This window comes from Pontivivens marinum (genome assembly GCF_900231835.1).
Taxonomy (GTDB): domain Bacteria; phylum Pseudomonadota; class Alphaproteobacteria; order Rhodobacterales; family Rhodobacteraceae; genus Pontivivens; species Pontivivens marinum.
Genome location: NZ_OCTN01000005.1, coordinates 225,361 through 241,785, shown reverse-complemented (window position 1 = coordinate 241,785; position 16,425 = coordinate 225,361). Strand labels below are relative to the sequence as shown.

Below are 16,425 nucleotides of genomic sequence, written 5' to 3'. Positions count from 1 at the left end.
GGCTACCCCCTATCTCTGCCCTTAGGAGAGGACATTACATGACCGACCTGACCCCCCGTGAGATCGTCTCGGAGCTGGATCGCTTTATCATCGGCCAAGCGGACGCAAAGCGTGCCGTCGCCGTCGCCCTGCGCAATCGGTGGCGCCGCCAACGGCTGGACGATGCCATGGCCGAGGAAGTTTACCCCAAGAACATCCTGATGATCGGACCCACCGGCGTAGGTAAGACCGAGATCTCGCGCCGCCTCGCCAAACTGGCCCGCGCCCCGTTTATCAAGGTTGAGGCAACCAAATTCACCGAGGTCGGTTATGTCGGCCGTGACGTGGAACAGATCATCCGCGATCTGGTGGACGCCTCCATCGTGATGACTCGCGAATACCGTCGTGAGGAGGTCAAATCCAAGGCGCATGAGGCCGCCGAGGCCCGCGTCATCGCCGCATTGGCCGGTGAGGGAGCACGCGAGCAAACCCGCGACATGTTCCGCAAAAAACTGCGCGACGGCCTGCTGGACGATACGGAAATCGAGGTTGAGGTGTCTGATACCTCGAACCCGCTGGGCAATATGGAAATTCCCGGAATGCCCCCCGGTGGTGGTCAGATGATGGACCTTGGGTCGCTGTTCGGTAAGGCGATGGGCGGGCGTAAAACCAAAAAACGCCTGCGCGTGGCCGACAGCTATGAAATCCTGATCGCTGAGGAAGCAGATAAACTGCTGGATGAGGAAGCTCTGACCCGTGAGGCGGTGCAGGTCGTTGAACAATCCGGCATCGTTTTCATTGACGAGATCGACAAGGTTGCCTCGAAACAGGATGGCCGTGGTGGTGAGGTTAGCCGTGAGGGTGTGCAGCGCGATCTGCTGCCTTTGATCGAGGGAACGACCGTTTCCACCAAGCATGGCCCGGTGAAGACCGACCACATCCTGTTCATCGCATCGGGTGCGTTCCACGTGGCAAAGCCGTCGGATCTGTTGCCCGAACTTCAGGGTCGCCTGCCGATCCGTGTTGAACTGCGCGCCCTGACCGAGAGCGATTTTGTGCGGATTCTGACGGAGACGGACAATGCCCTGACCCGCCAATATACCGCTCTGCTCGGAACGGAGGGCGTGACGGTTACGTTCACCGATGACGGTATCTCAAACCTCGCCCGCATCGCGGCGGAGGTGAACAGCAACGTCGAAAATATCGGTGCGCGACGTTTGTACACCGTGCTGGAACGGGTGTTCGAGGAGCTAAGCTTTACCGCGCCGGATCGTTCCGGTGAGGCGGTCGTGGTGAACGCTGAGTTTGTAGAAAAGTATCTGGGAGAGCTGAGCCGCTCCACCGATCTGAGCCGCTACGTCCTGTAACGTGGCGCATATCCCCGCCGGTTGAATGCCTCCGGCGGGGATATTTCCAGAATGCGATAGGGCAGATTCTGCCAGCCACAGAGCAGCCGGAAAGCAGCCACTTTCCAGCCTGTGGATAAATTCGGATTTGCGGTGCTGGCCTATGGCCGCGGATGCACTATCTTGGCTGCATGACATTACTCGCTTGCCCCTCCTGTGACGCGCTACACGATGTGCCTGACCTGCGGGTCGGACAGCGGGCCTATTGCCTGCGCTGTGACAGAATGCTGGTTTCGGGGCGGCAAACATCGCTGGATCGCACGCTGGCCATGGCCTTTGCTGTGGCGATCCTGATCCTGTTTGCGCTGTTCTTTCCGTTCCTGTCGATTGAGGAATTGGGCTTTGGCAACACCACGACTTTGCTGGGTGTTGCGGCGGCATTCCTGACCGGTTGGTTGATCCCGCTAACGGCTGCGGTTACGGCCAGCATTATTGCTATCCCGCTGATGCGCGTGGGTTTTCTGGTCTACGCCCTGTTTCCACTATGGCGTGGGGGGGCCGCCCCGCGCCATGCTGCACGGGTATTCCGTTGGTCAGAGGCGCTGCGCCCATGGTCCATGGCTGAGATTTTCGTGCTCGGGTCCGCAGTTGCCTTGGTCAAGGTGGCGGATCTGGCCACCATCGGATTTGGCCCTGCCTTTTGGGCATTTTGCGCGGCGGTCGTTATCATTGCATTTGAGCGTCAGATCACGGATTCGGCTTCGATCTGGTCCATTCTGGATGATGAGAAATGAGCGTCACCACAGCGCGTGAGGCAGGCATGGTCGCGTGCCATCGGTGTGAGCTGGTGCATAATGCAGACCAGACCACTTGCCGACGCTGTGCGGCAAAGCTGCATTCACGAAAACCCCAAAGTATTCAACGGGTTTGGGCGTGGCTGATCGTTGGGGTCATCGCCTATATTCCGGCCAACCTGTACCCGATGCTGGCCACACGGCAATTGGCCACGACGCATGAGGATACCATTGTCGGTGGTGTTGTGGTTCTGGTCGAGGCGGGCGCCTACGGCATTGCGGCCATTATCTTTTTCGCGTCGGTGGTGGTTCCGTTGAGTAAGTTTGGCGTGATTGCATTATTGGCGTGGTCGGTCACGCGGCCCAGTGGTTTGAGCCGCCATTCGCGGGTTCACCTGCATGAAATCATTGAATTCGTTGGGCGCTGGTCCATGATCGATGTGTTCGTAGTGGCGTTGTTGGCGGCGTTGGTGCAACTGGGCGCAGCAGCAAGCGTGCATCCCGGTCCGGCCGCAGTTTGTTTTGCACTGTCCGTGGCATTTACAATGCTATCGGCGCAGTCATTTGACCCACGGCTGATCTGGGATCAGCCTGAGAGTACGGCGAAGGATATCTGAATTGACTGACATGCCGCAGCCCCCCGCGCCCCGGATCGAGACGGAAGCCCATACGCCGCTATGGAAACGTTTCTCGCTGGTATGGGCGATTCCGCTGGTTGCGTTGATCGTGGCGGCTGTGGTGACGGTGCAGACCTTTACCTCGCGCGGGCCTGTTGTGGTTGTGCATTTCGCCAGCGCCTCTGGGGTTTCGGCGTCGCAAACGGTGTTACGATACCGCGATGTGACGATTGGGCATGTTGAGGAAGTCGGCTTTGGCGCCGGCCTGAATGACGTGTTGGTACATATCCGGCTAGAGCCTGAAATCGCCCCCTATGTGACCAGCGAGGCGGTGTTCTGGATCGTGGAGCCCGAGATTACCGCGCAGGGCATTTCGGGGCTTAGCACGGTTATCAGCGGCTCCTATCTGAGCGTTCAATTGCCAATGAATCCGGGTCGCACTGCCTATGATTTCACCGGGTTGGAGCGCGCGCCCCTGACGCCACTGGATGAACCGGGCCTGCGGCTGACGCTGAACACGTCGTTGGCCAGCTCGATTTCGATCGGGTCGCCCATGCTGTTTAAGGGGATCGAGGTCGGGCAGGTTGAGGATGTAGCGCTGTCCGATGATGGCAGTCGCATCGTCTATACCGCCTTTGTGCGTGAACCCTATAATGATCTGATCAATGAGGGGACGCGGTTCTGGGATGCGTCGGGATTTAGCTTCAACCTTGATACCAGCGGTGCGTCGCTGGATGTGGGCAGCCTGACGGCGCTGCTGCGCGGCGGTGTTACATTTGACACCGTGTTTCCTGATGGCAAACAGGTGACGGCGGAGCGGGCGTTCCGGCTGTACCCCGATGCAGACACGGCGCGATCCTCGCTATTTGATACGCTGGTGCGCGCACCGGTAACGATCTCTGCGGTTTTCCCGGGTTCGGTCAACGGCTTACGCGTTGGGGCGCAGGTGTCCTATCGCGGGATTCCGGTCGGGTCCGTTACCAGTGTCTCGGCCCGATTGGCCGGTGAGCAGGGCAGCCGCGCGGTTGAACTGTTGGCCGCGTTTGAGATTGAGCCGGGCCGATTTGGCCTGCCATCGGGGGCGGATGCCAGCCTGACCCTTGCGCTGTTGGGTGAACTGGTTGCGGATAGCGGCCTGCGCGCGCAATTGACCTCCCCCTCCATTCTGTCCGGGTCGCAAAGCATCGAACTGGCCGAAATTCCGGATGCGGAACCGGCGGAGCTGAATCTGGATAACCGTCCCTTCCCGCGGATTCCAACGGTTGAAACGCCGACATCAGGCTTGGCCGAAACGGCGGAGGGGCTGATCACCCGTATCGACGAATTGCCGGTTGAGGCGATCATGACTGCCGCAACACAGGCATTGAACGCAGTTACCTCGCTGCTCAGCGATCCCGAATTGCGCCAAATTCCGGTGGAGGCAAATGCCGCCATCTCCGATCTGCGTGGGTTGCTGCAATCGGATGGTGTGAAACAGGCGCCGGGTGAATTGCTGGCCGGTCTGACCGCTCTGCGTGGTTTGCTGGAGGACGCGCAGGAGGCCGCATTGGTTGAGGCATTCACCACGACGGTTGCCGATATTTCCGCATTGGCGCGGACCGTGGATCAAACGACCAGCGAACTGACGCCCGACCTTGCCGCGACATTGCGCGCAACGCAGGAATTTGTGTCCTCGGCGCAGGGTCTGATTGATGATCCGGCGGCGCGTTCCCTGCCGACCCAGGCGGCGGCATTGCTATCGGATATTCAGGCGGTTACGTCTAGCCCCGCCCTGCAATCCGCGCCGGATGCGCTGGGCCGTGCATTGGCGCAGGCCGAGGATATTCTGGCTGAATTTGGCGAAGCGGATATTGCGGGGCGTCTTGCCACTGCATTGCAGGAGGGGGCGTCGGCCGCCACTGGCATTGCCGCGCTGACCGATGGTGCCGCTGACCTGCCCGAAACACTGGCCGCGTTGATTGAGGATGTCGATGCGCTGGCCAATACGGCGAATACGTTCCTGTCCAACCCCGAACTGGCGGCTGCTCCGGCGGAACTGACGGGTGTGCTGCGATCGGCACGGGGGATTCTGGATGATGAGGCAACGCAAGCATTGCCTGCGGAAACCTTGGCCAGCTTGGTCACGATCAACCGCACATTGGCCGCGATAGATGATGCGAATGTCGCGCAATTGCTGGGCGAAACGCTGAGTTCTGCCACGCAGGCGGCGGCAAGCCTGTCGGAAATCGCCGAAGCCTCCAAAACCATTCCGGATGCGCTGAGTGGCGTAATCGCGGAGGTTGATACCATCCTGTCCGACCCGCAGACCCAGGCATTGCCAGCGCAGGCAACGGCTTCGCTGGCCGCATTACGTGCTTTGCTGGAGGACCCATCCACGCAGGCAATTCCGGCAGATATCAGTGCGGGTGTGCGCAGTGCGCGCGCTTTGCTGGACGATCTGGTCGCGGCGGAGCTGGGCGAACGCCTGCAAACCGCACTGGCCGATGCGGGCCGTGCGGCGGCCAGTGTTGCGCAGGCGACAGATGGCGTGCCTGAGCTGATGGAGCGGATCGGTGCCGTGGTTTCGGACGCAGAGAATGTCGAGCTGGACCAATTGGCCCAAACCGCACAGGACGTGCTGCGCAGCGCCGATGCGATCCTTGCCGCACCCGGCGCGCAGGACCTGCCCGCGATCCTGACCGAGGCCCTGCGCGAGGTGCGGCTGACCTTGCAGGATTTGCGCGGTGCGGGCGTTGCACAGGGGCTGGGCGATACGTTGAGCGCGGCTGAACGCACGATGGAGGCCATTCGTCTGGCTGCCGTTGATGTGCCTGATCTGCTGGCGCGTCTGGATGCGCTGAGCGTGCAGTCTAGCGCGACCATTGCCGCCTATGGCGAGGGCTCTGTTGTGAATGATGAGGCCCTGCGCGCCATCCGTGAATTCCGCGACACTGCCCGTGCGATCACCGCATTGGTGCGTCAGATTGAGCGTAACCCGAACTCGCTGCTGATCGGTCGCTGACCGCATCCTGAAAGGATTAAACCATGCGTTTCCTTATGCTTGCCGTGCTGTTGGCTGCGTGTACTTCCGCGCCGGAACCGCGCATCCAATTGGCGCCGGTCACCGTTAATCCTGTGGCGGCGACCAGTGTTGCGCGCTCGATCGAGCTGCGCGAGGTTTCCCTGCCCTATTATGCGCAGGGCGAACAGATCGGGGTGGAGCAGGCCGATGGCACCGTTTCCCTGCGCAATGATGTGCTGTGGGCGGACCTGCCGCCGCGCGCGCTGACGATGCGCCTTGCACAGACACTGGCGGCGCGATTGCCGGAAACGGCTGTTGCGGCCGAACCGTGGCCCATGCTGAGCCGAGCCGATTTGCGGGTGGAGGTACAGGTTAGCCGTGCCGTGGGGCAGGTCGGCGGTGAATACACGCTGGAGGGGCAGTATTTCATCATTGCGCTGAACCGGGGCACGTTTGAGCATGCGCAGAGCTTTGCCATCACTCAGCCAACTGGCGGGGACACGATTGCGGGCATTTCAACGGCGCAATCGGGGGCGTTTAATGCCTTGGCGGAGCTGATTGTTGCCGATGTCTCGTCCCTGTCCGCGCGCGATATAGGCCGGTAATTACGCGGTGATCCGGCTGGAAATCATGCGTAAACGCGGGTAAGTGGAGGCATGTCACAGACCTTTCGCCACCCTGAAATCCTCGACATTGCGCGCCGCGCGCGAAAGGTCACGGTTGAGGGATTGGCCGAGCATTTCGGTGTCACCCATCAAACCATTCGCCGCGATCTGAGCGATCTGGCCGATGCCGGAAAGTTGGAGCGCGTCCATGGCGGCGCGATCCTGCCATCCAGCACGGTCAATATCGGCTATGAGGATCGGCGCGATCTGAATGACGGGGCAAAGGACGCAATCGCCAGCGCCTGTGCCGCGGCGATCCCTGATGATGCCTCGATCTTTCTGAATATCGGCACCAGTACGGAGGCCGTGGCCCGTCAGTTGCTGACCCACCGCAATCTGTTGGTGGTGACGAATAATATGAACGTGGCCAATATCCTGGTCGAGAATGAGAGCTGCGAAATCATCGTTGCCGGTGGGTCGCTGCGCCGGTCCGATGGGGGATTGATCGGTGCGCTGACGATCCAGACCATCCAGCAGTTCAAATTCGATTTCGCGGTCATCGGTTGTTCCGCAATGGATGCGGAGGGGGACTTGCTGGATTTCGATATTCAGGAGGTTGGCGTCAGTCAAACCATCATCCGGCAGGCGCGACGGACTTTTCTGGTGGCGGATCACTCGAAATTTCAGCGGCAGGCGCCGGCGCGGATTACCTCGCTCGCGGATATTGATACGATCTTTACCGACCGTGCTTTGCCTGCTGGGCTGGCCGCGCAATGCGGTGAGTGGGGCACGGCGGTCGTAACTGCCTAGTGCCGGTTCTGTGGCAGCCCATCGGTGATGTCGTAATAATCGCCCTTATCATCGGTAAAGATATGTAGCGCCAGCTTGGTCTGGGTGGGGCCATCAAAGGCGCCCATAGCAACCGCCGTTGCCGCGCCACCGATGGGATCCCAGAACAGGAACGAGCCGCAGGTGCCGCAAAAGCCGCGCCGAACCTTGGCCGAGGCCTGATACCACCGCAATTGTGCGTCATCCTGTAGCTGTAGCCGGTCCCGCGCAATGTCGATCGAGGCCCAGTAATGCCCCGATTGTTTGCGGCACTGCGTGCAATGGCAGGCATTCGGGGCTGGCAACTCGCCCGAGACGGTAAAGCGGATTGCCCCGCACAGGCATGATCCCTGATGCGTCATGCTGAAGCCGCCTGTTCCAGAAGCTCGATCTCGACAAAGGCACATTCAAAATCATTGCCGTTAATGACGTCATGTTCGACGCCCAGATTCCGGTAATAGGGCACGCCATGGGTCATTTGCGCGGTGATGCGTTTGCCATCTGGGGTCTCGATTTCCAGCACTCCGGTGAACAGCGGCACGACCACGTAGTCATAGGCGTGTTTGTGCCAGCCAGTATTGTCGCCCCGCGCAGGAAAGCGCCATTCGGTAACGCGGGTGCGTTTATTGTCGATCTGAACGGTTGGAATGGCCGTTCCCCTGCTGTTGCCACACATCGCGTTACCCTCTCTGTTGCGGATAGCGTAGCGGCGGGTCGCGCATCTGTCATTGGGGATTAGGGGCTGCGGGCGATACCGGATTTTACGCGGCGGATGGGGATCGAGGATTCGATGGAGGCGACGCTCTCGATCTTGACCAGACGCTCGATCATCAGGGCCTCGAATTCCTTTAGCCCTGTTACGGCGATACGCAGCAGGTAATCGCGATTGCCGGTCATCAGCCAGCAATCTACCACCTCGGGCAGGGTCAGGATTGCGGCCTCGAACCGGCGCATGGCCCCGTCCACCTGCCGGTCCAGTTTGACCGAGACAAAGACCGACATGGAATAACCCAGAGCCGTCTCGTCAATCAGGGCGGTATAGCCGCTGACGACGCCGCTATCCTCAAGCCGACGCAGGCGGCGGATGACGGGGGTCGCGCTCAACCCCACACGCTGTGCCAGATCGGCGGCACTGATCCGGCCATCGCGGGACAGTTCGCGCAGGATTCGGATGTCGATCTCATCCAGAGAGGTGTTTTCAGCCATTTGAGCATATCATGTAGTGGATCATGCTAAATTATGGGCGGATCACAGTTCGAATTGCAAGAAAGTAGCGCGCACGTAGTGGTATCGGTGGTTGATTGCGGCAGCCCAAGGATAGACCGATATGAGCACGAACCAGCATCTCAAGACCGTTGAGCAACGTTTGCTGTGGCTGTCGCACTGGATGATTCACAATGCGAACCATCTGCGGGCAAAGGAAGACGGGATCAAGATTGGCGGGCATCAGGCGTCCTCCGCGTCTATGGTGTCGATTATGACGGCGCTGTATTTCTCGGCGCTGCGGCCAGAGGATCGGGTGGCGGTAAAGCCCCATGCCTCGCCGATTTTTCACGCGATCCAGTACCTGATGGGCAATCAAACGCGGGAAAAGATGGAGGCCTTTCGCGGGCTAGGCGGTGTGCAGTCCTATCCCTCGCGAACCAAGGATATCGACGATGTTGATTTCTCGACCGGCTCGGTCGGGTTGGGCGTGGCGATCACGTCGTTTGCATCGCTGGTGCAGGATTATATCGCGGCGAAAAGCTGGGGCGCGGATATTCCACAGGGCCGCATGGTGGCGCTGGTTGGGGATGCCGAACTGGACGAGGGCAATATCTACGAATGCTTGCAGGAGGGGTGGAAAAACGACCTGCGTAATACGTGGTGGATCATTGATTATAACCGTCAATCGCTGGACGGGATCGTGCGCGAGGGGCTGTTTAAACGGGTTGAGCAGATCTTTGATGCCTTTGGTTGGGATGTGGTGCGGATCAAATATGGTGTGCTGCAACGTGCCGCATTTCAGGAACCGGGCGGCGAGAAACTGCGTGAGTGGATCGATGACTGCCCGAACCAGCTCTATTCCGCACTGACCTTTATGGGCGGTGCCGTGTGGCGCAAGCGTCTGATGGATGCGCTGGGCGATCAGGGCGATGTGACCGATCTAATTGAGCGGCGCACGGATGAGGAACTGGCCGCGCTGATGGAAAACCTTGGCGGGAACTGCGTGCAGACGATGGCCGACACCTTTGCCAGCATCGACCATGACCGCCCTGTTTGCTTCCTCGCCTATACGATCAAGGGCTGGGGCACGCCGATTGCGGGACACAAGGACAACCATGGCGGCCTGATGAACAAGACGCAGATGGCCGCGTGGCAAGACCACATGGGCGTTCCGGCAGGGCAGGAGTGGGAGAAGTTCGCCACTGTTTCTGATCCTGAGGTGTTGCAAAAGTTTCTGGACGCCGCTCCGTTCTTTGCCAAGGGACGCCGCCGCTTTACCGATGATAAATTGCCAGTTCCCGCGATTGAGATGGCCAGCGACCGCGAGGTGTCCACCCAGACCGCGTTTGGCAAGATCCTCGATACCCTGTCCAAGGGGAACAGCGCACTGGCGGATCGGATCGTCACGATGTCGCCCGATGTAACGGGCACCACCAGCCTGGGCCCATGGGTGAACCGGCGTAAGCTGTTCGCCCGCACCCCGCAGGATGACACGTTCATAAACGAGAACATCCCCTCCACCGCGAAATGGGAGTTCACACCCGAGGGGCAGCATATTGAGCTGGGCATCGCGGAGATGAACCTGATGCTGCTGCTGGGCGCCGCAGGGTTGAGCCATTCGCTGTTCGGCAAACGCTTGATCCCCGTTGGCACGGTGTATGATCCGTTTGTGGCCCGTGGTTTGGATGCGCTGAACTATGCCTGCTATCAGGATGCGCGCTTTCTGCTGGTCGGCACCCCGTCCGGCGTGACCCTCGCGCCTGAGGGGGGGGCGCATCAGTCCATCGGGTCGCCGCTGATCGGGATGAGTCAGGATGGCCTCGCCGCGTTTGAGCCTGCCTTTGTGGACGAGCTGGCGGTCATCATGGGCTGGGCCTTTGACTATGTTCAGCGCGATGGTGAGGGCGATCCGGATGAGCGGACATGGCTGCGGGATGAAACCGGTGGCTCTGTCTATCTGCGCCTGACGACCAAGCCGCTGGAGCAGCCCGTGCGCCGCGTGAACGACGATTTCCGGCAGGGGGCCATCGACGGGGCCTATTGGCTGCGCAAACCCGGCCCGAATTGCTCGGTTGTGATCGCCTATCAGGGCGCCGTCGCGGATGAGGCGATTGCGGCTGCCGGTATGATCGGGGAATACCGGCGTGATGTGGGCGTGCTGGCAGTAACCTCCGCTGATCGTCTGAACGCGGGGTGGACTGCGGCGCAACGTGATCGCGCCCGTGGCAACGCAGATGCTAAGAGCCATATCGAGACGCTGCTCGGTGAATTGCCCCGCGAATGCGCCCTTGTCACCGTGATTGACGGGCATCCCGCAACGCTAAGCTGGCTGGGCGCGGTTGCAGGTCATCGCACCATTCCGCACGGGGTCGAGCATTTTGGCCAGACGGGTACAATTGGCGATTTGTATCGACATTTCCGCATAGATCGGAATGCTTTAGCCGAATCGGTCGCAATGTTGACGGCGGGCGACAGGCAGATTTCACACCAATCTATGTAAAATTGCGACGAGTTTGGGGCCATTTGATGCTGTAAATGGTCTCAAACGTATATTTCAGCGGTTTATTTTCCCTTTTCAGGCCATTGGGGCTACTGACTCTACTAATGCCCTAACGTCATAGGGCTGGAGGTCGGTTGGGGAATGTTTCATACTAAACAAGGGCAAAGACAGCGGGATAATGTGCATCAATATGTGCTGGCCGTTGACTGCCGCAGAGGGAGTTCTAGGTGGTTATGGGAATGTGATGACTGAAGCCTAAATCACGGGGGGGGTGAGAATGGCGAGTAATTACAGCTACGGTAATGGGTACGTTCTTAACCTCGCTACAGGCTTGGTCGAGGATGCTGGCGTTACGATTACGCTGGTCGATAACGCGACCGATAATACGTTTACGTCCGCCACTGGTGGATCTGCCAATACCAATACAGACACCAATCAGCAATTCAGCCTATCCGGTTCATCGGTCGATGGCACCTACACGAATGAGTGGCAGTCTGGCGAAGCAACGTTCACCGTTGGTGGAACCACCCTAACTGGCGTTTACAATATCTTCACCTCGGGCGGCACCAATTACGCCTTTTTCATTCCTGAATCTGGCACGGGCACGCTGGCCGAAGGCGGGTCGTGGTCTGCCTCGGGCGTTTCGAGCGCGGGTTTCAACTATTCGGACGTGTCGGCGCAGGGCAATGACACAATAACGCTCGACGATGCGGGGCCTCGCACCGTGCTAGGCGGCGATGGCAATGACAGCATTACCGGCTCGAACAGCGCGGATACGCTATATGGCGGCTCCGGCTCTGATACGATTCTGGGGCGCGGCGGTGCGGATGTCATCTATGGCGATGGTGATGAGCCTACGCGGCAGGTTTTTGAGTGGTCGCAGCTTCCTGATCCATCGGGCGATGGCAGCGCGATTGATGACGAGGATGTGCTTGCCTCGGCAGATCAGACCGGTTTTGCTTCGCAAAACTTGGGCGGTATCAATGTATCACTGGATTATGACGAGGAGGCCAATGGCCGCGATGTCACATTCCAGAACAGCAACCAGTACACCAACGGCATTGATGTTGGTGATACTGGCGCGATCAATGCGAACTCCTCGGGTCAGCTATACGGCACACGCTCAGGCGCGGATGCGAACACATCTGTCCTGACAATCAACTTCTCCTCCACAACGGCCACGTTGGAGGATGAGGTTTCTGATGTGCAGTTCCGTATCAACGATATTGATACGGCTGGTGGCGCAGGATTTCAGGATCAGGTTACGGTTCGCGCTTATGATGCGGATGGAAACCGGATCGCTGTAACCCTCGTCTCGGGTGGTGGTGGCACCGCCGGTCCAACGTTGAGCGATACATCCGGCGACGGATTTACCGGCGTGGATCAGGCGCTGGGCAATACCGGTACAGGCAATGCGGATGCAGCGGGTTCGATACTGGTTACCGTTGGCGGCCCGGTTGCGCGTATCGAAATCGATTATGAGAATGCGGGTTCCTCGAACCAAGCGGCGACGATCACTGACATCTATTTCACCACCATCCCGAATGCGGATGTGGGTGAGGCTGACAGCATCGATGGCGGTGGCGGTGCGGATACTATCTACGGCCTAGGCGGTAACGACACGATTAATGGCGGCGGCGGTGCCGACCAGATCGACGGTGGTGCTGGCGACGACTCGATGACGGGTGGTAACGGCAACGACGTGATAACCGGCGGTGCCGGTAACGACACGCTGGACGGTGGTGCGGGTACAGATACGCTGACCGGCGGTGACGGCTTCGACGTTTTCATCGCGGATGGCACGCCGGATATCATCACCGACTTTAACACAGCGACCGGTCAGAACATCGACGATGATGACCAGACCAACAACGATTTCGTTGATTTGTCGGCGTTCTATAATTCAGGGACATTGGCGGCTTATAATGCCGCTAATGGCACCAATTTTGGTTTGGCGATTAATGCGCTGCGCGATGATGCGGCGGATGGCGTGCTGGATTCAGCGGGCGGCTTGCAGCTAACAGGCGTCGCGCCGGATGACCTGACCTATGATAATACGAACGTCATCTGCTTTACCCCCGGCACGATGATCGTGACGCCAACGGGCCTGCGTAAGGTGGAGTCGTTGCAGCCCGGTGATCTGGTGGCGACGCGGGATAACGGCATTCGCCCCTTGGTTTGGGTCGGCCGTCGCGACCTGCGGCAGGATGAAGTTGAGGCAAAGCCGCAACTGGCCCCGATCCACATCAGCCGCGGTGCGCTGGGCCCTGATTGCCCCAACCGTGATATGGTGGTTTCGCCACAGCATCGCATTTTGTTGTCGGGGCTAAAGCTGGCGCTGATGACAGGTGAGTCCGAGGCACTGGCACCGGCTGTTGGCCTGATAAATGGTGATACGGTGACGCGCTGCGAACCGGGACCGGTCAGTTACCTACATTTGATGTGTGAGGGGCATGAGGTGATCCGTGCGGATGGCCTATGGACCGAAACTCTGTTCCCCGGCGATCAGGCGCTGTCGGGCTTAACGCCTGAGGCCCGCGCCGAGGTGCAGGAGCTGTTCCCCGACCTCAAATCATTCACACCCGCTCGCAATATGTTGGCACGGGATGAGGCGCGTTGGCTCAGGGTGATGTGACCGCTTCGTTGCGATTGTTCAGGCCAAGTGCATCAAGCGCCAGCGGCGTCAGATACATCGGGAACTGGTACAGCGCGACGAACAGCGCCATGTGCGGATCATAGGGCAATGCCGCAAGGTATATCGCAACCGTGCGATTTCCTGACAGCACGCCATAGGCACCGGCCCGCGCACGGCCCAGCGGACCCTCGCCCAATTTCAGAACCGCGATTGTAGTGCCCAAATTCAGCACAAAGCACAGGGCGAGGATGCGCAGCGAGGTTTGCGGATCGCTCAGGATCGTGCCACCCACCCCGTCAAAGAGCGGTATGACAAACAGCACCATGATGCAGGCCGCGATCCCGTCAAAACGACGGCCGGAGGCGGCGATTCGCTCCTGCCCGATGATCGCCTTTGCCGCGATGGCCAGCGTAACGCCGCCTGCGATAATCATGCTCAGCCGTATGGCCAGCGGCACAGGGTCCAACCCGGGTAGGTCAGGCACCATCAGCGCCAGCAACAGTGGGCCGATGATCGGGGTTAGCAATGTCGCGGTGGCTGTAACCTCGACCGCGCGTTGCGCGTCATAGCGCATCAGAAAACAGATGCCCGCGGCCGATGCGATGGGCGGGGCAGCGGCGTATAAAACCAACAAGGACCGGTCCTGCGGCAGGACCAGATGCCCGATCACCCATAGCAAAGCTCCGGAGACCGGCATCATCAGCACAACCGCCGCCAGCCAACTGAACAGGCGCGCCGGGCGGATGGCACCGCGTGCAATTGCCCCCAGATCAATGCGGGTCATTGCGACGGCGAGAACCACGCTGACTAATGCGGGCAGGGCGGGGCGTAGCAGTGCTGAAAGCGATGGCAGGAACAGCGCGGCCACGCACCCCCCTGCCATCACCCAACGCGCATTTGCGCCGATAACCTCCAGAAACTTCATACTCGCCCCACCGCCTACATTGCGTTTGGCAGCAATGTCACGATTTGGGGGAAGATAACAATCAGCGCGAGGCCAAGCAGCAGCAACATAAAGAAGGGCAGTGCCGCACGGGCCACCCGCAGAATGTCTATGCCTGTCAGCCCTTGGATCACGAAGAGGTTAAAGCCAACGGGCGGCGTGATCTGGCTCATCTCAACCACGATAACCAGATAAATGCCGAACCATAGGGGGTCGATGCCCACTGCCTCAACCATTGGCAAGATGATCGAGGTGGTCAGCACCACCACCGAAATCCCGTCCAGAAAACACCCCAGCACGATAAAGAACAGAGTCAGCGCGGCCAGCAACGCATAGGGCGACAGGCCAAAGCCCCCGATCCATGCGGCTAGGTTACGCGGCAGCCCTGTAAAGCCCATGGAGATCGACAGGAACGCCGCGCCAATCAGGATGAACGCAATCATGCACGATGTCCGCGTGGCGGAGATGAAGGCTTCCTTGAGCTGTGCGAACCCGAACCCGCCGGTGAAAAAGGCCAGCACGATGGACAGCACCACGCCAAGCGCCGCCGCGTCGGTGGGTGAGGCAACGCCGGTATAGATCGACCCGATGACGCCCGCGATCAGCAGGACAACAGGGATCAGGCGACGCGACGCGGCCAGCTTTTCACGCAGGGCAACACGCTGTGGCGCGGGCGGGATTAGGTCTGGGTCCATAATGGCGCGCACGGCCACATAGGCCGCAAACATCAGCACCAGCATCAAACCGGGCAAGATGCCGGCCACGAACAGGCGGGCGATGCTTTGCTCTGTCGCGACGCCGTAAACGATCAGGATGATCGAGGGCGGGATCAGCAGGCCCAGCGTGGCGGAACCGGCCAAGGTGCCGATGATCAAGCGCTCTGGATAACCACGATCTGTCAGCTCAGGTACGCTCATCCGGCCAATAGTTGCTGCCGTCGCGGCGGAGGAACCGGACACCGCAGCAAAGATCGCACAGCCCAGAATGTTCACATGCAGCAACCGCCCCGGTGCACGGCCCAGCCATGGGGCAAGGCCGGAAAACATGTCCTGACTAAGCCGCGATCGCAATAATATCTCTCCCATCAGGATGAACAGCGGCAATGCGGCCAGTGCCCAACTGTGGGAATGGCCCCAGATCGTTGTGGCCAGAACCAACCCGCCGGACGTGTTGGAAAAGGCTACAATGGCCACAAAGGCCGTCATCATCAGTGCGAGAGCCACCCAGATGCCACTGGCAAGCAGGGTCAGCAGCAGGGCGAGCAGGACAAGTGCAATTATCGGATCGGACATTCTGTCGGGCTTTCCAGTCGGGCGCGGCGCGGGCTGTGTTCCCTGCGGCGGGGATAGTTTGGAGCGGCGGGGGCCTTATTCTTCGGTCGTGTCGGCGGTCAGAACCGGCGCACGGGCAATCACACTCTCAGCCAGGGTGTGGATCAGCGCGATGGTCAGCAGGACCAGACCGATGGCGACGGGAAGCTGCGGAATCCATAGCGGCACCGCGATAATCCCCGTGGATTGATCGCCGTAATGCACGCTCTCCATCACCAGTAGGATCACGTAATAGGTGGCATAGCCCGACATCAGCGTGGACAGGGCCAGCGTAAGCAGCTCCACCCCCCAACGCGCGCGGGGGCGCATGCGGTCTGTGACCAGATTGACGCGGATATGACCCCCGCGCCGCAACGTATGTGCCAGCGCCAGAAAGGATGCTGCGGCCAGCGCGAAACCGGCAAAATCGGCATAGGACGGGATCGTCCATGACCATGCAGGCCCCCCGATACGGGCCAGGATGTTCAGCCCGATTTGCGCGGAAACCACACAGCAGATGATCAAGATAGCAATGGCGGCGAGCCATCCGGCGAAGTCGTAAAGTCGGTCAAGAAGGCGCGCCATGATATGTCCTCATCGGGTTGAAACCGGTTCCCCAAATCCCGTTCGGGAAACCGGCGGCAAGTCGTCTAGGCAGGCC

General features: G+C 59.9%; 14 protein-coding genes. 8 read left to right on the top strand and 6 right to left on the bottom strand.

Annotated elements, in window-relative coordinates:
* Positions 1-38 precede the first annotated feature (38 nt).
* The 6 genes from hslU to CR254_RS13240 all read left to right on the top strand — a co-directional run bounded on the left by hslU (position 39) and on the right by CR254_RS13240 (position 7,152).
* Positions 39-1,346 (top strand): ATP-dependent protease ATPase subunit HslU, encoded by a 1,308-nt coding sequence (gene hslU / locus CR254_RS13265; RefSeq protein WP_097930739.1) that lies wholly within the window; start codon positions 39-41, stop codon positions 1,344-1,346.
* Positions 1,347-1,516: 170 nt separating this feature from the next.
* Positions 1,517-2,119, top strand: a complete 603-nt coding sequence (locus CR254_RS13260; protein WP_245851629.1) for a paraquat-inducible protein A — start codon at positions 1,517-1,519, stop codon at positions 2,117-2,119.
* Complete coding sequence (locus tag CR254_RS13255; protein ID WP_097930735.1) at positions 2,116-2,736, top strand: paraquat-inducible protein A; 621 nt, start codon at positions 2,116-2,118, stop codon at positions 2,734-2,736. Before CR254_RS13260 ends, CR254_RS13255 begins: the two co-directional genes overlap by 4 nt.
* Positions 2,737-2,746: 10 nt before the next feature.
* Complete coding sequence (locus CR254_RS13250) at positions 2,747-5,737, top strand: MlaD family protein (RefSeq protein WP_245851639.1); 2,991 nt, start codon at positions 2,747-2,749, stop codon at positions 5,735-5,737.
* 23 nt (positions 5,738-5,760) lie between these two features.
* Entirely contained in the window at positions 5,761-6,342 is a 582-nt protein-coding gene (locus CR254_RS13245) for a PqiC family protein (RefSeq protein WP_097930732.1), read from the top strand.
* A 51-nt stretch (positions 6,343-6,393) separates the two neighbouring features.
* Positions 6,394-7,152, top strand: a complete 759-nt coding sequence (locus CR254_RS13240; protein ID WP_097930730.1) for a DeoR/GlpR family DNA-binding transcription regulator — start codon at positions 6,394-6,396, stop codon at positions 7,150-7,152.
* Here CR254_RS13240 and CR254_RS13235 read toward each other — a convergent pair.
* From CR254_RS13235 to CR254_RS13225, 3 genes are read right to left on the bottom strand one after another with little or no spacing between them, the layout of a single operon-like run.
* On the bottom strand, positions 7,149-7,532 hold the full coding sequence (locus CR254_RS13235; protein WP_097930728.1) for a GFA family protein: 384 nt from the start codon (positions 7,530-7,532) through the stop codon (positions 7,149-7,151). The two genes, CR254_RS13240 and CR254_RS13235, sit on opposite strands and share 4 nt — an antisense overlap.
* Positions 7,529-7,846 (bottom strand): cupin domain-containing protein, encoded by a 318-nt coding sequence (locus CR254_RS13230; protein ID WP_097930726.1) that lies wholly within the window; start codon positions 7,844-7,846, stop codon positions 7,529-7,531. Before CR254_RS13230 ends, CR254_RS13235 begins: the two co-directional genes overlap by 4 nt.
* 59 nt (positions 7,847-7,905) lie before the next feature.
* Positions 7,906-8,376 carry an Lrp/AsnC family transcriptional regulator gene (locus tag CR254_RS13225; protein WP_097930724.1) on the bottom strand — a complete coding sequence of 157 codons (471 nt, stop codon included), beginning with the start codon at positions 8,374-8,376 and terminating at the stop codon, positions 7,906-7,908.
* Between the two features lie 121 nt (positions 8,377-8,497).
* Between CR254_RS13225 and CR254_RS13220 the strand changes: the two genes are divergently transcribed.
* Both CR254_RS13220 and CR254_RS13215 read left to right on the top strand, forming a co-directional pair.
* The gene (locus CR254_RS13220; protein ID WP_097930722.1) at positions 8,498-10,876 is read left to right on the top strand and encodes a thiamine pyrophosphate-binding protein; all 2,379 of its coding nucleotides are present in this window, start codon (positions 8,498-8,500) and stop codon (positions 10,874-10,876) included.
* Between the two features lie 277 nt (positions 10,877-11,153).
* The gene (locus CR254_RS13215) at positions 11,154-13,511 is read left to right on the top strand and encodes a Hint domain-containing protein (protein WP_097930721.1); all 2,358 of its coding nucleotides are present in this window, start codon (positions 11,154-11,156) and stop codon (positions 13,509-13,511) included.
* Here the strand turns inward: CR254_RS13215 and CR254_RS13210 are convergent.
* From CR254_RS13210 to CR254_RS13200, 3 genes are all read right to left on the bottom strand, one after another.
* Positions 13,498-14,436: a hypothetical protein gene (locus CR254_RS13210; protein WP_097930720.1), complete on the bottom strand. Its 939-nt coding sequence runs from the start codon at positions 14,434-14,436 to the stop codon at positions 13,498-13,500. The genes CR254_RS13215 and CR254_RS13210 overlap by 14 nt on opposite strands.
* A 14-nt stretch (positions 14,437-14,450) precedes the next feature.
* The gene (locus tag CR254_RS13205; RefSeq protein ID WP_097930718.1) at positions 14,451-15,746 is read right to left on the bottom strand and encodes a TRAP transporter large permease; all 1,296 of its coding nucleotides are present in this window, start codon (positions 15,744-15,746) and stop codon (positions 14,451-14,453) included.
* Positions 15,747-15,821: 75 nt separating this feature from the next.
* Complete coding sequence (locus tag CR254_RS13200) at positions 15,822-16,349, bottom strand: TRAP transporter small permease (RefSeq protein WP_097930716.1); 528 nt, start codon at positions 16,347-16,349, stop codon at positions 15,822-15,824.
* Positions 16,350-16,425 lie beyond the last annotated feature (76 nt).

What these genes read in the sequence shown, in the direction of transcription:
- hslU (WP_097930739.1), top strand. Translation starts at nt 39, where the DNA reads ATGACCGACCTGACCCCCCGTGAGATCGTCTCGGAGCTGGATCGCTTT.
- CR254_RS13260 (WP_245851629.1), top strand. Translation starts at nt 1,517, where the DNA reads ATGACATTACTCGCTTGCCCCTCCTGTGACGCGCTACACGATGTGCCT.
- CR254_RS13255 (WP_097930735.1), top strand. Translation starts at nt 2,116, where the DNA reads ATGAGCGTCACCACAGCGCGTGAGGCAGGCATGGTCGCGTGCCATCGG.
- CR254_RS13250 (WP_245851639.1), top strand. Translation starts at nt 2,747, where the DNA reads ATGCCGCAGCCCCCCGCGCCCCGGATCGAGACGGAAGCCCATACGCCG.
- CR254_RS13245 (WP_097930732.1), top strand. Translation starts at nt 5,761, where the DNA reads ATGCGTTTCCTTATGCTTGCCGTGCTGTTGGCTGCGTGTACTTCCGCG.
- CR254_RS13240 (WP_097930730.1), top strand. Translation starts at nt 6,394, where the DNA reads ATGTCACAGACCTTTCGCCACCCTGAAATCCTCGACATTGCGCGCCGC.
- CR254_RS13235 (WP_097930728.1), bottom strand. Translation starts at nt 7,532, where the DNA reads ATGACGCATCAGGGATCATGCCTGTGCGGGGCAATCCGCTTTACCGTC.
- CR254_RS13230 (WP_097930726.1), bottom strand. Translation starts at nt 7,846, where the DNA reads ATGTGTGGCAACAGCAGGGGAACGGCCATTCCAACCGTTCAGATCGAC.
- CR254_RS13225 (WP_097930724.1), bottom strand. Translation starts at nt 8,376, where the DNA reads ATGGCTGAAAACACCTCTCTGGATGAGATCGACATCCGAATCCTGCGC.
- CR254_RS13220 (WP_097930722.1), top strand. Translation starts at nt 8,498, where the DNA reads ATGAGCACGAACCAGCATCTCAAGACCGTTGAGCAACGTTTGCTGTGG.
- CR254_RS13215 (WP_097930721.1), top strand. Translation starts at nt 11,154, where the DNA reads ATGGCGAGTAATTACAGCTACGGTAATGGGTACGTTCTTAACCTCGCT.
- CR254_RS13210 (WP_097930720.1), bottom strand. Translation starts at nt 14,436, where the DNA reads ATGAAGTTTCTGGAGGTTATCGGCGCAAATGCGCGTTGGGTGATGGCA.
- CR254_RS13205 (WP_097930718.1), bottom strand. Translation starts at nt 15,746, where the DNA reads ATGTCCGATCCGATAATTGCACTTGTCCTGCTCGCCCTGCTGCTGACC.
- CR254_RS13200 (WP_097930716.1), bottom strand. Translation starts at nt 16,349, where the DNA reads ATGGCGCGCCTTCTTGACCGACTTTACGACTTCGCCGGATGGCTCGCC.